Origin of the sequence: Streptomyces sp. DT224 (assembly GCF_049844595.1) — a bacterium.
In the GTDB taxonomy this organism is placed as follows: Bacteria; Actinomycetota; Actinomycetes; order Streptomycetales; family Streptomycetaceae; genus Streptomyces.
On sequence record NZ_JBNCLI010000004.1, the window covers coordinates 539148 to 553837 of the forward strand.

The 14690-nt window shown below is 73.3% G+C and carries 11 protein-coding genes; 5 read left to right on the top strand and 6 right to left on the bottom strand.

Annotated elements, in window-relative coordinates:
- Positions 1 to 45 precede the first annotated feature (45 nt).
- The 5 genes from ACLQ2N_RS12765 (at position 46) to ACLQ2N_RS12785 (ending at position 4370) form a co-directional block, all read left to right on the top strand.
- Complete coding sequence (locus ACLQ2N_RS12765; protein WP_425812198.1) at positions 46 to 1626, top strand: amidase family protein; 1581 nt, start codon at positions 46 to 48, stop codon at positions 1624 to 1626.
- A gap of 194 nt (positions 1627 to 1820) precedes the next feature.
- On the top strand, positions 1821 to 2105 hold the full coding sequence (locus ACLQ2N_RS12770) for a hypothetical protein (protein ID WP_425812200.1): 285 nt from the start codon (positions 1821 to 1823) through the stop codon (positions 2103 to 2105).
- Between the two features lie 125 nt (positions 2106 to 2230).
- On the top strand, positions 2231 to 2656 hold the full coding sequence (locus ACLQ2N_RS12775; RefSeq protein ID WP_425812202.1) for a hypothetical protein: 426 nt from the start codon (positions 2231 to 2233) through the stop codon (positions 2654 to 2656).
- 23 nt (positions 2657 to 2679) lie between these two features.
- Positions 2680 to 3645: a hypothetical protein gene (locus ACLQ2N_RS12780; protein ID WP_425812367.1), complete on the top strand. Its 966-nt coding sequence runs from the start codon at positions 2680 to 2682 to the stop codon at positions 3643 to 3645.
- 170 nt (positions 3646 to 3815) lie between these two features.
- The gene (locus tag ACLQ2N_RS12785) at positions 3816 to 4370 is read left to right on the top strand and encodes a hypothetical protein (RefSeq protein WP_425812204.1); all 555 of its coding nucleotides are present in this window, start codon (positions 3816 to 3818) and stop codon (positions 4368 to 4370) included.
- A gap of 562 nt (positions 4371 to 4932) precedes the next feature.
- On the opposite strand, the gene ACLQ2N_RS12790 is transcribed toward ACLQ2N_RS12785, so the two are convergent.
- The 6 genes from ACLQ2N_RS12790 to ACLQ2N_RS12815 all read right to left on the bottom strand — a co-directional run bounded on the left by ACLQ2N_RS12790 (position 4933) and on the right by ACLQ2N_RS12815 (position 14400).
- Positions 4933 to 6033, bottom strand: coding sequence for an NUDIX hydrolase (locus ACLQ2N_RS12790; RefSeq protein ID WP_425812206.1), 1101 nt, complete (start codon positions 6031 to 6033; stop codon positions 4933 to 4935).
- A gap of 119 nt (positions 6034 to 6152) precedes the next feature.
- The gene (fxlM, locus tag ACLQ2N_RS12795; RefSeq protein WP_425812208.1) at positions 6153 to 8528 is read right to left on the bottom strand and encodes a methyltransferase, FxLD system; all 2376 of its coding nucleotides are present in this window, start codon (positions 8526 to 8528) and stop codon (positions 6153 to 6155) included.
- Positions 8525 to 8974 carry an NUDIX domain-containing protein gene (locus ACLQ2N_RS12800; protein ID WP_425812210.1) on the bottom strand — a complete coding sequence of 150 codons (450 nt, stop codon included), beginning with the start codon at positions 8972 to 8974 and terminating at the stop codon, positions 8525 to 8527. The genes fxlM and ACLQ2N_RS12800 overlap by 4 nt, the downstream gene beginning before the upstream one ends.
- Positions 8971 to 10419 (bottom strand): NUDIX domain-containing protein, encoded by a 1449-nt coding sequence (locus ACLQ2N_RS12805; protein ID WP_425812212.1) that lies wholly within the window; start codon positions 10417 to 10419, stop codon positions 8971 to 8973. The genes ACLQ2N_RS12800 and ACLQ2N_RS12805 overlap by 4 nt, the downstream gene beginning before the upstream one ends.
- 49 nt (positions 10420 to 10468) lie before the next feature.
- Positions 10469 to 12331 (bottom strand): ABC transporter ATP-binding protein, encoded by a 1863-nt coding sequence (locus ACLQ2N_RS12810; protein WP_425812369.1) that lies wholly within the window; start codon positions 12329 to 12331, stop codon positions 10469 to 10471.
- Positions 12332 to 12846: 515 nt separating this feature from the next.
- Positions 12847 to 14400 (bottom strand): alpha/beta hydrolase, encoded by a 1554-nt coding sequence (locus ACLQ2N_RS12815; RefSeq protein ID WP_425812214.1) that lies wholly within the window; start codon positions 14398 to 14400, stop codon positions 12847 to 12849.
- Positions 14401 to 14690 lie beyond the last annotated feature (290 nt).

Below are 14690 nucleotides of genomic sequence, written 5' to 3' on the forward strand. Positions count from 1 at the left end.
GAGGGCATCTTGTGCCAACCTGGCGCCTGTAGTGGGGTGTCCGCCATGAAGACGAGAAGTATGGCGGCCCTGACCACGATCCTGGTCGTGGCCCCCTTGGCCGCGGTGGCGCCCGGTCCGCAGGCAGCCGCTCAGTCCCGCCCCGGCGGCTCGGCACGATCCGCCGAATCCACGCTGGTCGGCGGCATCGACCTCGACACGGTCACCATCCCCGAGCTTCAGACCCGCATGGCCCGCGGGTCGTTGTCCTCGGTCCGGCTGACCCTCGCCTACCTGCGGCGGATCAAGGCCGTCGACCCGAAGATCAACGCGGTCCTGCACACCAGCCCCACGGCCCTGGGGCAAGCGGTGGCCAGTGACATCAGGCACCGCCTCGGCCGGACGCGCGGCCCGCTGGACGGCATCCCCGTCCTGCTCAAGGACAACGTGAACACCCGTGACATGCCGACGACCGCCGGGTCGCTCGCCCTCGCCGGCAAGCCGCCGGCGGCCGACGCGGAGCTGGTCGCGAAGCTGCGGGCGGGCGGCGCGGTGATCCTCGGCAAGGCCAATCTGTCGGAGTGGGCCAACTTCCGTGCGGCGAAACCCACATCGGGCTGGTCGGCGGTGGGCGGTCAGACCCACAACCCGTACGTCCTGGACCGCAACCCCTGCGGCTCGTCCGCCGGATCGGCCGCCGCGCTCGCCGCGTCGCTGGCACAGGTGGCGATCGGCACCGAGACGGACGGCTCCATCGTCTGCCCCGCCGGGATGAACGCCGTCGTCGGCCTCAAGCCGAGCCTCGGCGTGGTGAGCCGGTCGGGCGTCGTCCCGATCTCCGCCGAACAGGACACCGCAGGCCCCATGGCGCGGAACGTGATCGACACCGCGCTCACCCTGTCGGTCCTCAGCGGCGGCGACCCCGCCCCCGGCCTCGCGGCAGCGGCGGCCCGCCCCGGCGCACTGCGCGGCAAGCGGATCGGGCTGTGGCGCCTGCCGGTGCTCGGCACCGAGGTGGACGCCCTCATGACGCGCACCGCCGAACGGCTGCGTGCCGCGGGCGCCGAGATCGTGGAGGTGGACCTGCCGTATCAGGAACGCCTGGCCGAACTCGAATTCCCGGCGCTGCTCAGCGAGTTCCATCGGGACATCGACGCGTACCTCGCGACCCGGAAGGGGCCGCGCGACCTGGCCGAGCTCATCGAGTTCAACCGGGCCCAACCGCAGGAGCAGACCTGCTTCGCCGGCCAGGAACTCTTCGAGCAGGCCCTCACCGCACCGCCCACCACCGACCCGAAATACCTGGCGATGCGGGCCGAGCTGGCGAACCTGTCCCGCCGGTCCATCGACGAGGTCATGACCGAGCGCAACCTGGACGCGATCGCCTCCCCGGCGAACCCGCCCGCCTGGACCACCGACTGCGGCCGGGGCGACAACGACGTGATCCCGTCGTCGACTCCCGCCGCCGTCGCCGGATACCCGTCCCTGTCGGTGCCGGCCGGTTTCGTGGGCGAACTGCCGGTCGGGCTGCTCCTCATGGCGGGCAACCACCAGGACGCCGACCTGCTCTGCCTGGGCGCGGCGGTGGAGCACCGACTGGACGGCCGGCGCGCGCCCCGGTACCTGCCGACGCTGCCGACCGGCTGAACCGCGCGGCGGCGAAGGCGAGTTGCGCAGGGCGCGGCTGAGTACGACGACATGCGTGCGGCTGAGTAGCGCAGCTCATGAGGGGCCCGGCGGCTACGGGGAATCATCGCGGCATGAATACTCGGACCCAAGCCAAGCCCCCGGCCCCGTGGGGCCCTGCCCCGTCGACTTCCGCTGTGCGGCCAGGAGTTGTCGTGGCGACGGCCCTGCTCGGCGCCGCCACGGCCGTGTCGGTGGCGTGGCTGACCTCCCTGGTGTGGATCGTCTCCGTCTGGGGAGCGGCTTCGGGCGCGGCGGCCGGTGGGTTCCTCGCGACGTACGCGGCGTGCCTGGTCGGCGGAGCCGCGCTGCTGGCCGCACTCGCCTTCGTTCCGCCGGTGCGTCGCATGGCCCCGCCCCGGCGTGCGCTGTTGCTGTGTGCGGTGGCGTGTCCCGTTCCGCTCACGCTGGCGGTCGCGACCTGGGTGACCGTCGGCTGACCGTGTCCTGGTGCGGCCCGCCCGCCCGGGGGCGCGCCGGTGCGGGAGGGGACGCCGGAGGCTCGGCGACGGCGGGCCGAGTGAGGCGGGCGCCGCCTCGGCGGCCGCCTGTAGCGTGAGGCGGCATGACTGTCCTGCTCATCGGCGGCAGCGGCTTCCTGGGCGCCGAGCCGGTACGCCGACCGGCCTCCATGGACGGGTCCCCGGCCGCCATGTACCGCTCCCGGCCGGGCGACCCGGGCCGTGCGGCGCGGCACCGCCCGGACCTACGCGCCCCGCTCCGCCCGGCAGAGCTCCTCGACGCGGTGGCCCCGGCCGCGGTGATCAATGCGATGGGCGGCGATCCGGACGCCCTCAGCCGCCACCGGCCGGCCGAGCTCATCGCCCGCCGCGACGGCCTCGGCCCCGCACGGCTGCCTTCCGCACGCCGCTGCGAAACGGGGCTGCCCGGCGGTATCGACGTACGACGGGACTGCCGTGCCACGCAGCGGAAGCTGCGCACCCGGCTCCGGGGCGCCCGCGAGTTCCTGCGCGAAACGGACCGGGCATGACGAGGACCACGCCGGCCAGACCGGTGTCCGTGGAGGCGGTGTTCCCGGAGCTGGCCCCCTACCGGGCCCGGACGACACGGCTGCACCCCAGACCCGGGCGGCCCGGCATACGCGACAGCCATATCGGCGGGCCGATGCTGTGGCCGGCGGACGAACCATGGCCGCTCTGCCACGAGCCGCACCGGCGTGAGACCGAGGGGTACGCGCCGGAGGAGATCCGCAGTGCCCGGGCCGCAGGCACATGGCCGTCGAGCACGCCGTGGCCTGAAGAGTCCGCCCCGGACGACGGCCCGGCGCCCTTCGTGGGGCTGGCCCAGCTCTTTTGCCGCGACATCCCGGGACTCGCCTGCGGGCCCGGCGGCGCGGACCTGGCGCAGCTCTTCCGCTGCCCGTTCACCCACGGCCCGTCCCTGGAACGCGGCTACCACCTGCGCCGACGACAGGCCGCACGGACCGAGCAGGCGGAACGCTTCCTCCCCGCGCCACCTCAGCCGCCTCTGCTGCGGTGGGAGGACGAACTCCCCGAACCGTGCGTCCTGCACCTGGAGGAAGTGGACATATACCCCTGGGCGGAGGGCGACGCGCTGCCCGCGTCCCTGATCGCACGCATCGACGCCTGGGACGACGCGCAGGCGGCGGAACACGGATCCGACGCCCCGAGCTACCAGTACGACCTGTCGATCCCTCCCGGCTGGCGTGTCGGCGGCTACCCCAGCTGGGCGTCGACGGGCCCGATGGTCATCAACTGCGCGTCCTGCGGCACGTCCATGGAGCTCCTGCTGACGGCTGAGGGCTGCGAGATGGACGGCGGCTCGCACAGCTGGGCGCCCCTGGAGGACCGGGACCCGCTACTGAAGGGCAAGGCGTCGATCCGGGGTGGCGTCTCAGTCACCCGGCCCACGCGGCTCCGCTTCGGCCGGGTCCGCGATCTGCACGTCTTCGTCTGCCCGGGGGCGCCCGGTCACCCGCCCCGATGGGTGCTCGCGTAGGCCGTCGGCCGGAACTGACACAGACGCTCGGTGGATTCCTGCACGTGCGAAAAAAGGCATCTGCACCACTTAACGGTGAACCTAGCCGCTATGTCCCTTGAAACGGCGCTCAGTTGGAAAGGCTGGCCGTGCACCTCAAAGAGGCGCACGGCCAACCCGAGGAGAAGACCTTGAAGCGTGTCCCGTTCCGCCGTTCCGCCGGACTGATGGCCGCCGCGGCGGCCCTGATCGCCGGTCCTGCCCTGTCCGCCCACGCCGTGACCCCCGCCGCCCCGAGCGGTCAGCAGACCTACGCCGCGCAGGCGCGGGCCGCCGGCCTCACCGACCAGCAGACCGGGGAGCTCCAGCGACAGGTCGACGCGGTCCGCGCGCAGGAGCCCCAGGCCCGCCAGACCTCCGCGAACACCCTCGCCATTCCCGGGGGCACCGCCACACTCCCGGTCCCCGGACAGGCCGAAACCCGTAACCTGGCCTCGCCGGGCACGGCCCTGGCCTGCGGCAACGGCCACCTGTGCATCACGGACGGGCGCGGCGTCAACTACGACTACTACCGCTGCGGCTACTACGACTTCAACGGCGTCGGCGACGGCACCTTCAATAACAACCAGACCTCGGGAACCCGCGCCCGCTTCTACAACAGCGACGGCAGCGAACGCTGGTCCCACGTCGCCAAGGGCACCGGCACCGCCTCCTGGACCCCCGTCTTCCACATCCGCCCCTGCTGACCCCGGCACCTTCCCCGCCCCGGGCCCGGGGCGGGGAAGGTCGCCCTACTCGCCACGCCGGCGCCTGGGAAGGAGCGCGTCCTCAGAACGCCGTACGGATCTCACTGCGCGGGTCCTCCAGCGGTGTGAGTCCCTCGTACAGTCCGGCGCGGGCCGAGCGTCTCCACGGGCGGGCATGGCGGACGGCCAGGGTGATGTCCTCGCCTGCTGGCGTGGCCCGCTCCAGAGGTCCGGAGCGAGCCCTGGGCGACAGTGGTGGCACCGCCTGCCAGGGGCGAGACGCGGACGAGGATCGAAGGGCAGGCAGCGGATCGGGTCGCGCTTACCTCCGGCAGGTGGCATCGCATCGCAATGATGGTCCCGGGCAGCCCTTGCCTTCGCCACACTTCAACGTGAGGTTGGAAAAGGCTCACTCAAGCATCAGGGAAACACAGGCGTGTCGATCGGGTCGCAGAGCACCCGGTACGTGATGTGGCGGCACTGGCAGTGCCCGGTGGGGGCTGGCCCTGAAGGCGGTACGGGAGCGGTGGCCATCGGATTCTCCATCGGTACGGGCGAAGCGCTACCAGGCGGTGGCGCGCGTGACCTCGGTGACGGGCCGGGGGTGCGCGGCCTCGGGGATGCCGAGCATGACGCGGCCCCGGTGGGCGGCCGCGAGCTGCGCGGCCGACTCGGACGGCCCCCAGTCGAAGAACTCCAGGGCCTGCTCCGGGGTGGCCAGGACGCGTACGTACGTCTGACCGGTGGCCGGATCCACGGCGGCCTCGCCGAGGCTCGCGAGCGTGGCGGCGTAGCGGACCCTCGCCCAGGGGCCGGACGGGTCGGACAGATACCCGAGGTAGCGGGTGTCGCCGAGCTCCGCGATGGCCTCCTCGCGGCATTCCCGGACGGCAGTCGCCAGCGCGTCTCCACCGTCCTCCGGTTCCGGCGTGCCGCCGGGCAGGCAGGGCGCGCCGGTGTCCGGCCCGAGGAGCACGAGGACGCGTCCGTCCGGGGCGAAGGCCCAGACCCAGGACTGGCGGACCGTGAGGCCGGCGGGCACGGGTGCGGGGTGGAAGGGCAGGTGGTGACAGGCCCGGGCGGTGCGCAGGACGCCGACCCGGTCGAGGACAGTGGGGGCGATCGGGAGCCCGTCCTCCAGGAGCACGGGCCCGGCGCCATTGATGCGGGCGCGGAGCGCGGACAGGGCGCGGCGGGCATCGTCGGGAGACATCAGCGAGGGAAGGGCGGCGGGTTCGGCGAACTCGACGCCGTCGATCTCGCCCGGGGCGGGCCGGATGGCCGCGATGCGCTCGTCGTCCCAGACACCCCCGTCGAAGACGTGCAGCACTTCGCCCGGGAAACGCATGGCCGGGTGCGTCGCCCGGCCGCCGGGAGAGACCCAGTCGACGGCCAGCCCACGGGCCACGGTCGCCGCGATGCCCAGCTCCTCCTCCAGCTCGCGGGCGGCGCCCCGGGCCGGTGACTCGCCCTTCTCGACGGCTCCGCCGGGCAGCAGACGGGTGGGCCGGTAGCTGACCCGCTGGAGCAGCACCTGCCCGCGCCGGTTGGTGATCAGCACACTGGTGCCGGCCCACAGCGCGGCCGAGGCGCGCAGCGTTCCGTACGCCTCCTCGCGCATCGCCACTCCTGGGAGTTCGTCGGGTGCGGATGTCGTGGTCATCTCTCTCCGTTCAAGGGGTACTTACGGTGGTGGCCGGGGATGCCGCCGGGCCGGAGCCGTACCGACGGGCACAGTGTCCCGTCCGCCCGGCTCCGCCACAGGTCCGCACAGCCGGACGATCAGGCATCTCCCGAGGCCGCCGGGACCGATTCCCCGTGTCCGACCGGGCCCGGCAGACGTCCGTCCCGGCCCGGCCAGCGGAACACCAGCCGGGAGGACGCCTTGTCCAGGACGTTCCCGGCGGGCAGCAGACGGTCCGGCGTGCCCGCCGGGTGGACGGTCAGGACGGGATCGGCATGCCGGTCGTCGTCGGCGGCGCGGATGTGGCGGTCCCACCCCCGTACCATGGCCGCGACCATCTCGGCGAGCAGAGCGCCCTCCGCGCCGAAGGCGTGGACCACCCACTCCCACTCCTTGCCCTCGGAACACTCACCGCGCCGGGTGGGGAGGTGCACCAGGTAGACGAGCGAGGCGGCGCCGAGGACGGCCGGCGCGTCACGGCCCTTCGCCACAGCGACGACGTCCGTCTCCGCCTGGGCGTGCAGACGGCAGAAGCGCGGCAGGGTGGTGGCCGCGTACAGCTGGAGCGACCCGAAGTAGATGCCGGCTCCGGCCCCCATCGTGATGCCGGTGGCGATCTCGTGACGCGGCCCGCGCAGCGCCTCCTCCACACCCTCCGTGCCGGCCGCCGCACCCTCGTCGAAGCGGAGCGTCAGCGCGCCGCCGAGAAGGGGCACGACCGGGGCCGGGCGGGCCCGCCGGCCCTGGTCGCGGACGAAGCCGCAGTACGTGAAACGGCGGGCGTGGAGCACCTCGCCGCGTCGCTCGAACGCGACCGCCCGCGTGTAGCCGCCCATCTCCAACGGCAGGACGAGGCGCCCGCCTTCGGCGAGCTGCTCGCGCCAGGCGGGGGCGATGTCCCAGCAGTTGTACGTGATCACGCTGCCGTCGAAGCCGCCGCGCGGCACGAGACGGGCCGGGGCGCCGAGCGAGGCGTCGGCTTCCACGGCGGTGACACGTCGGCTGCCGGCCTCCGTGGTGAAGGCGCGGGTGCGGCGCACGACCCACGGATCGATGTCGGCGGTCACCACTCGCCCCTCGGGGCCGACGACGTGCGCGATCAGCTCGGCGTTGTATCCGCCGGACCCCGCCTCGTACACGAGCGCACCCGGCCGGAGGCGGAGGCTCTCGATCATGTCGGCCTGGAGCCAGGCAGCGGACACCGAGCTGATCGCCGTCCCGGTCTCGTCGCGCCTGGTGACGACGGCCCGGTCGCCGCCGTCGTAGGCGGTCGCCAGGTCCGCTTCCGGGGCGAACCGATGGCGCGGCACCGTCCGCAGCGCCTCCCGGACGGGCTCGGACGGGGCCCATCCGCCGGCGATCACCGTTTCGGCCATCGCACGGCGCAGCCGGACGGCCTCGGCCGGCTCACCCGGCACTGCCGGACGGCCGGCGGCGAGCGGGTAGGAGGCCACGGGCGGCAGGCCCCGAACGACCCCGGGCCACACGGCGTCCAACGCATGGGCGGCCGGGGTGAACACATCACCGATACGGGAGAGCGTGTGCAGGTCGGCGAACTCCCAGCGGGCGAACTTGTCCTGCTCCGGATTGCCCGGGGTCCCCGACCAGGCGGTGACGCGGACGACGGCCGTGAGCCGCGGGATGCCGTGGCTGTGGTCCACCAGCATCGTCACCACGTACGCGTCCGCCGGATCGGCCACCAGGCCCGTCTCTTCGGCGAGTTCGCGCACAGCGGCCTCGGCGAAGCCTTCCGGGCCGCAGGTCTTGCCACCGGGAAGTTCGAGCATCCCGCGCCGCGACCGGCCGAGCAGGACCCTGCCGGCGGCGTCGGTGACGACGGCGAGCGCACCGGTCAGGGCGTGGGGGGCGGGCCGCCCCTTCTCGACGGCCCGGGTGCCGGCAGGGCGGAAGCCGCGCAGGACCAGGAAGGCCATCCCGTTCGCGTCCAGCCGCTCCACGGCCTCCCAGCCGGCGGCGAGAAGCGCGATCTCGTCCTCGTCCAAGGCGATGCCGCGCCGCTCATCAGGCGTGTTCCGCGCCACCGGGGTGATGATGACGAGAGCGCCGCCGTCCCGTAACCGCTCGCCCAGAACACGCACAAGACGGCCCCTGTCCTTGAGGAAGGGGTACACCAGGCGCATCGCGACCAAGTCGTACCCTTCCGCGTGCAGCGGGGCCGGGTCGTCGCGCTCGATGTCCAGGCGCAGCCACCGCACGCTCTCGGTATCGGCGTGCTCCGCGCGCGCACGGGCGATCGCGGCGTCGGCGAAGTCGACGGCATCCACGGTGTAACCGAGCGAGGCGAGGCAGGCGGCCAACTCGCCGGTTCCGCACCCCACATCGAGCGCCCGCCCGCCGCCGGACGGGGGAGGAGTGTGCTCGGCGAGCAGCTCCCGCTCGCGCTCACCCACCTGCCGGAACCCCCGCCCCTCACTGAAGTGCGCTTCCCACTGACCGCGCGTGGTGTATGTCAACGTGTCGCTCCTCGTGGGGTGCTGTGGTGGTCGGCGCAGAGCCGGGACAGCGTGCGCCGGCCGCGTTCCACCGGTTCGGGGTCGCCGTGTGCGGCACCGTAGGAGATTCCGGAGACGGCGTCGAGGTCGGACAGGACGCCGAGTTGGGCCTCTTCCTCGCGCGTGATCGGGCGTCCGTAGCCGTCCGTGACGGCGGCCAGGAGACCGGGGCGACCGAACCGCTTGTCGGACAGCCGCACGAAGAGACCGGTCTCCTCACACGTCTCGCGTACGACGGCGTCGATCATGGTCTCGTTCTCCACACGGCCCGACGGCGCGTGCCACAGGCCGGTCGCGTACGCGTCACCGGCCCGCCGGGACAGCAGCACCTCCGGCCCCCGGTCCCCGTCCCGGACGGCCGGCAGGTGCGCGTCCACCGGCGCGCCGCAGGCGTCAGTGCTGGTCAACGCGCCCACCCCAGCTCCGTGTAGACCCGTCCGTGCCGGATGCCCTCGATCGCGGCGCGTGTGCAGGGGGCCAGCGGCTCGGGCAGGTCCTTGGCGTTCCACCACTGCCAGGTGACGCACTTGCCCGGCTCCTTCAGCTCGGGCGTGCCCTCCCAGCGCCGTGCGCGGAAGAACAGACCGATCCCGGGACCGTCGCCCGGCCGGCCGGCCGTGTGCACGGTGTGGACGAGTTCGGCATCCGCCGGGTCGATCACCAGCCCAGCTTGCTCGTACGCCTCCCTGACCAGGCAGGCCGTGGCCGCCTCCGCCGCGCAGTGGCCCGCGGGCATGTGCCAGGAGCCGCCCGCGTACGCCGGGTCGGGGTGCCGCAGTCCCAGCAGGACCTGGCCGTCGCGCTCCAGGTAGAGGTGGACGGCGACGACGTGGGGAAACGCCCCCGATGCCCGGGCCCCGGCGGCGGGCGCGTCGTGCTGGGCGGCGTGCCGTTCCAGGAGTGCCCGGGTCGAGGGCAGCATCGTCATGTACGGGAACTTCTCGGGCCGCACCCAGGCGACCATCACCCCCTCGGTGAGCGGCAGACGGGCCGGGTCACCGTTCCAGCGGCCGGTGAACACCTGGACCGGCACCCGGGTCCCGTCCGTGCCCGTGACGCATTCGACCGCGTACGGCTCCAGGCCGCCGACCGTCAGGCCGGCCTCCTCGCGCAACTCCCGGCCGACCGTGTCGAGCAGCGTGCGGTCCTGTGGCTCCCGGCCACCGCCGAGCAGCGACCAGCACCCCGGCTCCCAGATCCACGGCTTGTTCGCGTCCCGCAGGTGCAGCAGGTACCGGCCGTGGCCGTCGTGGATGATCGCGGAGGCGTTCACGGGCTCGGGCCGCCCGTCCAGTCGCGCGTGGAGGAGCTTCGTACGCAGGGCCGGTGACCTGACCTCCGCCAGGGGGAGCCACTGCGCGCCCGACACCTCCTCGTCCTGGAGGGTGATCGCCGGCGGCTCCGCGTCGGCGAGGTGGAACACGTAGCGGAAGTCGTAGTGCCGGTGGGCCGGTTCGCCCTTCGCGGGGCGGGCGTCGATGTCGTGAACGTCGATGTCGACGGGGGAGCCGAGCAACTGCCGGGTCAGGCACACGGCGTCCGGCGGGATGCCGGTCTCCTCCGTGAGCTCGCGCAACGCGGCGACGAGCAGGCTGCGGTCGCCGGACTCGGTGTGGCCGCCGGGGGTGAGCAGGAGTCCGCCGGAGGCCCGGTGCCGGATGTGCAGCACCCGGGACCGGCGGTCGATGACGACAGCGCTGCACGTGATGTGGGCGGGGAGCGTCGCACGGTCGGCCGGGTCGTCGACGCCGTCGAGGAGCGACAACAGCCCGGCGAGGGCTTCCCACTCGTGCGGGTGGTGGGCCAGATACGCCTCGGTGGTGGTGCGGATGTCGGAGCGGGTGAGCGGCATGTCATTCCCTCTCGGGGCGGCGGCAGGGGTACGGGGAGGCCGGGATGGCTCACGCGGGGGCCTCGTGCTTGTCGTCGTCCGGCTCGGACGTGATCTGGTACGCCAGCAACTCCCGGAACAGTCCGGGCTGTTCGCAGAGCTCGGCGTAGGTGCCCTCCTGGACGACGCGGCCCGCGTCGAGAACGACGATGCGGTCGGCGACGGCCACGTTCGCGATGCGATGGGTCACGAGGAGCACCGCCCGGTCCCGGGCCAGGGATCGAAGCCGCTGGAAGATGCGGAACTCGGCACGCGGGTCCAGGTTGGCCGTCGGCTCGTCGAGGACCAGCAGCCCGGCCCGGCGGAAGAACGCCCTCGCCAGGGCGATGCGCTGCCACTGGCCGCCGCTGAGTTCCTCGCCGTTGAGCCATTCGCGGGCCAGCAGGGTGTCCAGGCCCGCGCCGAGCGTGTCGACGACCTCGTCGGCGTCGGCCGCCTCGCAGGCCTCACGGACCGCCGCGTCGCCACGGGCGGTGGGCTGCCCCTGGGTCACGTTCTCGCGCACGGTCAGCGGCCAGTGCGCGTAATCCTGCGGTACGAGGGCGACTTGCCGCCACAGAGCCTGCGGGTCGGCGTCACCGGTGGGGACGCCGTCCCACAGCACCTGCCCGTCCGTGGGCAGGTAGAGGCCGCTGACCAGCTTGGACAGCGTCGACTTGCCGGAGCCGTTGAAGCCCACCAGCGCGGTGACCTCGCCCCGGCGCAGGGTGAGGGACACGTCGGACAGGGCGTCGTGGTCCTTGCCCGCGTAGCGGTGGGTCACCGATGCGACCTCGATCGTCTCCGGCGGCGCGGGCTGGTGCGTGCCCCGGCGCATGCGGAAGCCGCCTGCCTTGTCGAGGAAGCCGGTCCAGTCGTCCATGTACAGCCCCGTCCGGACGGCCCGCGCCCCGACGGCCACCAGGCCGCGGACCGACATGCCGACCGTCTGCAGGGCGAAGACGGCCGTGCCGGCCCGGCCGACGCTGATCCGGCCGGTCGCGAGCAGCCACACGACCGCCGCCCACACCACCGCCGACCCCAGACCCCCGCACACCGCGCCGACCAGCGACATTCTCGCGCCCTGGTCGGCAGCGGCCCGGTCCTCGCGGTTGATGCGGGCGACGGTGTGCCGGTACCGGCCGGACAGGAAGTCGGCCATGGTGCCGGCGCGGATCTGGTCGGCGGCGTCCTTGGTGTAGATGTGCCACCGCAGCACGGACAGCATCCGGTTGTCGCCGTTGCTGCGGAGGTTGGCCAGGTAGCGGACGCGTGCGGCGCTGACCTGGGCCACGGCCTGCGGGAGGCTGGCGGCGACGAGGAGGGGGAGCAGCACCCAGTGCACACCGGCGAGCACGACGGCCCCGGCGAGGAAGGCGGCGGCCGAGGCGATCAGGTCCTGCCCCTCGTTGATCAGGTCACCGGTGACCTGGGCGCCGCGGTCGGCGGCCTCGCGGTCGCGGTTGAAGTCGGGGTCGTCGTACGCGCACAACTCGACTTCGGCGCAACCGGTGAGCAGCATCTGCTCGGCCTCGCGGGACATCAGCGGACCCAGCCGCGCGGAGAGCCAGTTGACGGTGATGCCGAGGAGCGCGCGCACCCCGGCCGCCCCGGCGAGCAGGGCGACGGACGGCCACGCGTCGAGGAGGCGGTGGTAGACGTCCCCGTCGCGCAGCAGAGCCGTCAGGGTGCCGGCGATGGCGACCAGACCCAGGGCCTGCATCACCCCGGTCACCAGCTGGCACAGCAGGAGGCCGACCGTCGCCCGCCGGTCGACCCGCCATGCCAGGGCCAGTGAGCGGCGCACCAGCTGCGGCAGACGGCGGGCCATGTCGCGCATGCGGATCGACCGGCCGGCCGCCTCGCGGCTGCCCGTGAGGTCGACGTAGCGCATCTGCGGCTCGGGCGAAGGATCGGACGGTGCGGGCGTCAGGGGGGTGGTGCGCGGTCCCGGAACGCTGTCGGCCGGTACATCGGCGGGCTCACTCATGCCGCCCACCCCGCGGACGGGTGTTCCGAGGCGCGGGTGCCGTCGACGCCGCCGGCGTTCGCGGAGTGTCGCTGTTCGATTCCGGGAGGCTGCTGAGAGGGGGAAGGGGCGGGATACATGGCGTTCCTCCGTCTGGGCGTCGATGTGGCACTGATGCTCTAAAAACGCGGTGGATCCGGTCCCGTAACGGCCCGATCGGAGGGCATGTGGTGAACGCAAGTTCGTATGCAGGGTTCAGGCCGTGGGCCCTCTGGGGTGTCGCCGCTGAAACTCGTTCGATCAGGGCGGGTCACCCCTGCGGGGGATTGCGGACGGCCCGGGGCCCGCGCTTGCGGCTGGCGCGCGTACGGACGTACGCCCTCTCCGCTGAATCCCGCGGACACGCCTGAGGCCGGACAGGCGGGACGTTCGGCACAGCCTCAGGACATGTCCCCCCGGCACACCGTCCCAGGGGCCGGGGCGCGGCCCGCGCGGAGGTACCGGTCGACCGCCTCCGTGACACAACGGTTGCGCGGGTACGTCCCGTGGCCCTCCTCCTCGGCCGTCAGGAGCACGCCCACACCGTCGCCCAGGGCGCGGGCCATGCGGCGAGCCCCGGCGTACGGGGTGATCGGGTCACCGGTGCCGCCGACCACCAGGACGAGTGCCGCACCATCGGCGTTCACTCGCGGGGTGATCCGCTCGCCGTCGAACGGCCAGTCGTAGCAGAGGTAGACACCGCTGGACCAGGCCGCGCCGAAGACGGGCGAGGCCGCCTCGACGCGTGCCGCGTCCCTGTCGAGGCGCTCGAAGCCGGGACGCAGGCTGGAGTCCGCGCAGGTGATCGCGGTCCGGGCGGCGCGGCTGTCGTCGTGCGGGGTCCCCGCCCGGTCGGCCGAGCCGATGTCGTCCGAGCCCTTGGCCAGCGGCCGGCCGTCGTTGTGCTCGATCAGCGCGGTGAGGGCCTTGGCGAGTGACGGCCAGCCGTCCGTGCCGCGGTCGAGGTGGTCGGCGACGGCGTACGCGAGGTCGTCGGCGTCCAGCGTCCTTCCGCCGCCGGCCGGCGCGGGATTCTTCTCCAGGCGGGCGGCCAGGCGTGCCATGCGGCGGGCGGCCTCCTCGGGCCCGTCGCCGGTCGGGCAGCCGCGGATACGGGCCGCGCAGTGCCCGGCGAACCGGTCGAAAGCCGCCTGGACCGCCTTGACCTGCGACACCTGCTCCTCGTCGAGGTCCTCGGTCGGATCGACCGACGCTTCGAGGACGAGCCTCCCGACGTGCGACGGGTACAGGTGGGCGTAGACCGCGCCGAGCTCGGTGCCGTACGAGACGCCGAAGTAGTGCAGCCGCTCGTCGCCGAGGAGGTAGCGCAGCAGGTCGAGATCGCGCGCGGTGTGCGAGGTGCCGATGTACGGGAGGATCGCTCCGGAGTGCTCGGCGCAGGCGTCGGCCCCCTCGTATCCGGGATCGTCCGCGGTCTTCCCGCAGCGCACGGGGATGGTCGCGCCCACGCCGCGCGGGTCGAAGGAGACCAGGTCGTAGCGGTCGAGCAGTGGCTCGTACTGGTTGCGGAACGAGGGCAGCCCGCTCACCCCGGAGGCGCCGGGACCACCGAAGTTGAGGACGAGGGAACCGATGCGCAGGTCGTTCGGCCCGGTGGCCTTGAGGCGTATCAGCGCGACGTCGATCGTCCGGCCGTCCGGTTTCCGGTAGTCGAGGGGGGCCTTCATGGCGGCGCAGTCGTAGTCCCCGCGGGCGCTGGGCGGCGAGGCGCAGCGGGACCAGCGGAGGTGCTGACCGGTGGTGAGCGCGGCGGGGAGGCCGGCGGGCGGGTTGGTCGCGGTGAACTCCGTCCGCGGCTCCGCGTTCTGGTGGTGGACGTCGCGCTGGAGCCAGGGGCCGACGGCTCCGATCACGGTGAGGACGAGGACCGCGATGATGCGCGCGCCGATGGAGAAGCCCGGTGTGCGTCTCGGTATCGGATGTGCGCCACTCATGGAAGACCCCGCGTCCCGCCCCCGGACGCCCGCCCCCGTGCCCGCGCCCGAACTGATGCCCATCGAAGAGGAGCAGCGTACAAGCCGCCTCCGACAGGGTGGGCGGCGTCGTCGCAGGGGGCCGCACAGCGGGGGCCGGGTCACCGCCATGTGCACACACAGTGACGGTGAACCGTCGTCGCGTGGCTGTGCCGCCCCTGCGACACGTCTGTGTCATTCCTGGTCCAGTGTGAGTGGGGCATCGCGGCGCGCCGCATTGACGCGCTGCCCTCGCCGTGACGCCCGGCACA

Bases quoted from the DNA above. Each gene is read 5' to 3' on its own strand.
- ACLQ2N_RS12765 (WP_425812198.1), top strand. From the start codon at position 46: ATGAAGACGAGAAGTATGGCGGCCCTGACCACGATCCTGGTCGTGGCC.
- ACLQ2N_RS12775 (WP_425812202.1), top strand. From the start codon at position 2,231: ATGACTGTCCTGCTCATCGGCGGCAGCGGCTTCCTGGGCGCCGAGCCG.
- ACLQ2N_RS12790 (WP_425812206.1), bottom strand. From the start codon at position 6,033: ATGACCACGACATCCGCACCCGACGAACTCCCAGGAGTGGCGATGCGC.
- ACLQ2N_RS12805 (WP_425812212.1), bottom strand. From the start codon at position 10,419: ATGCCGCTCACCCGCTCCGACATCCGCACCACCACCGAGGCGTATCTG.
- ACLQ2N_RS12810 (WP_425812369.1), bottom strand. From the start codon at position 12,331: ATGCGCTACGTCGACCTCACGGGCAGCCGCGAGGCGGCCGGCCGGTCG.
- ACLQ2N_RS12815 (WP_425812214.1), bottom strand. From the start codon at position 14,400: ATGAGTGGCGCACATCCGATACCGAGACGCACACCGGGCTTCTCCATC.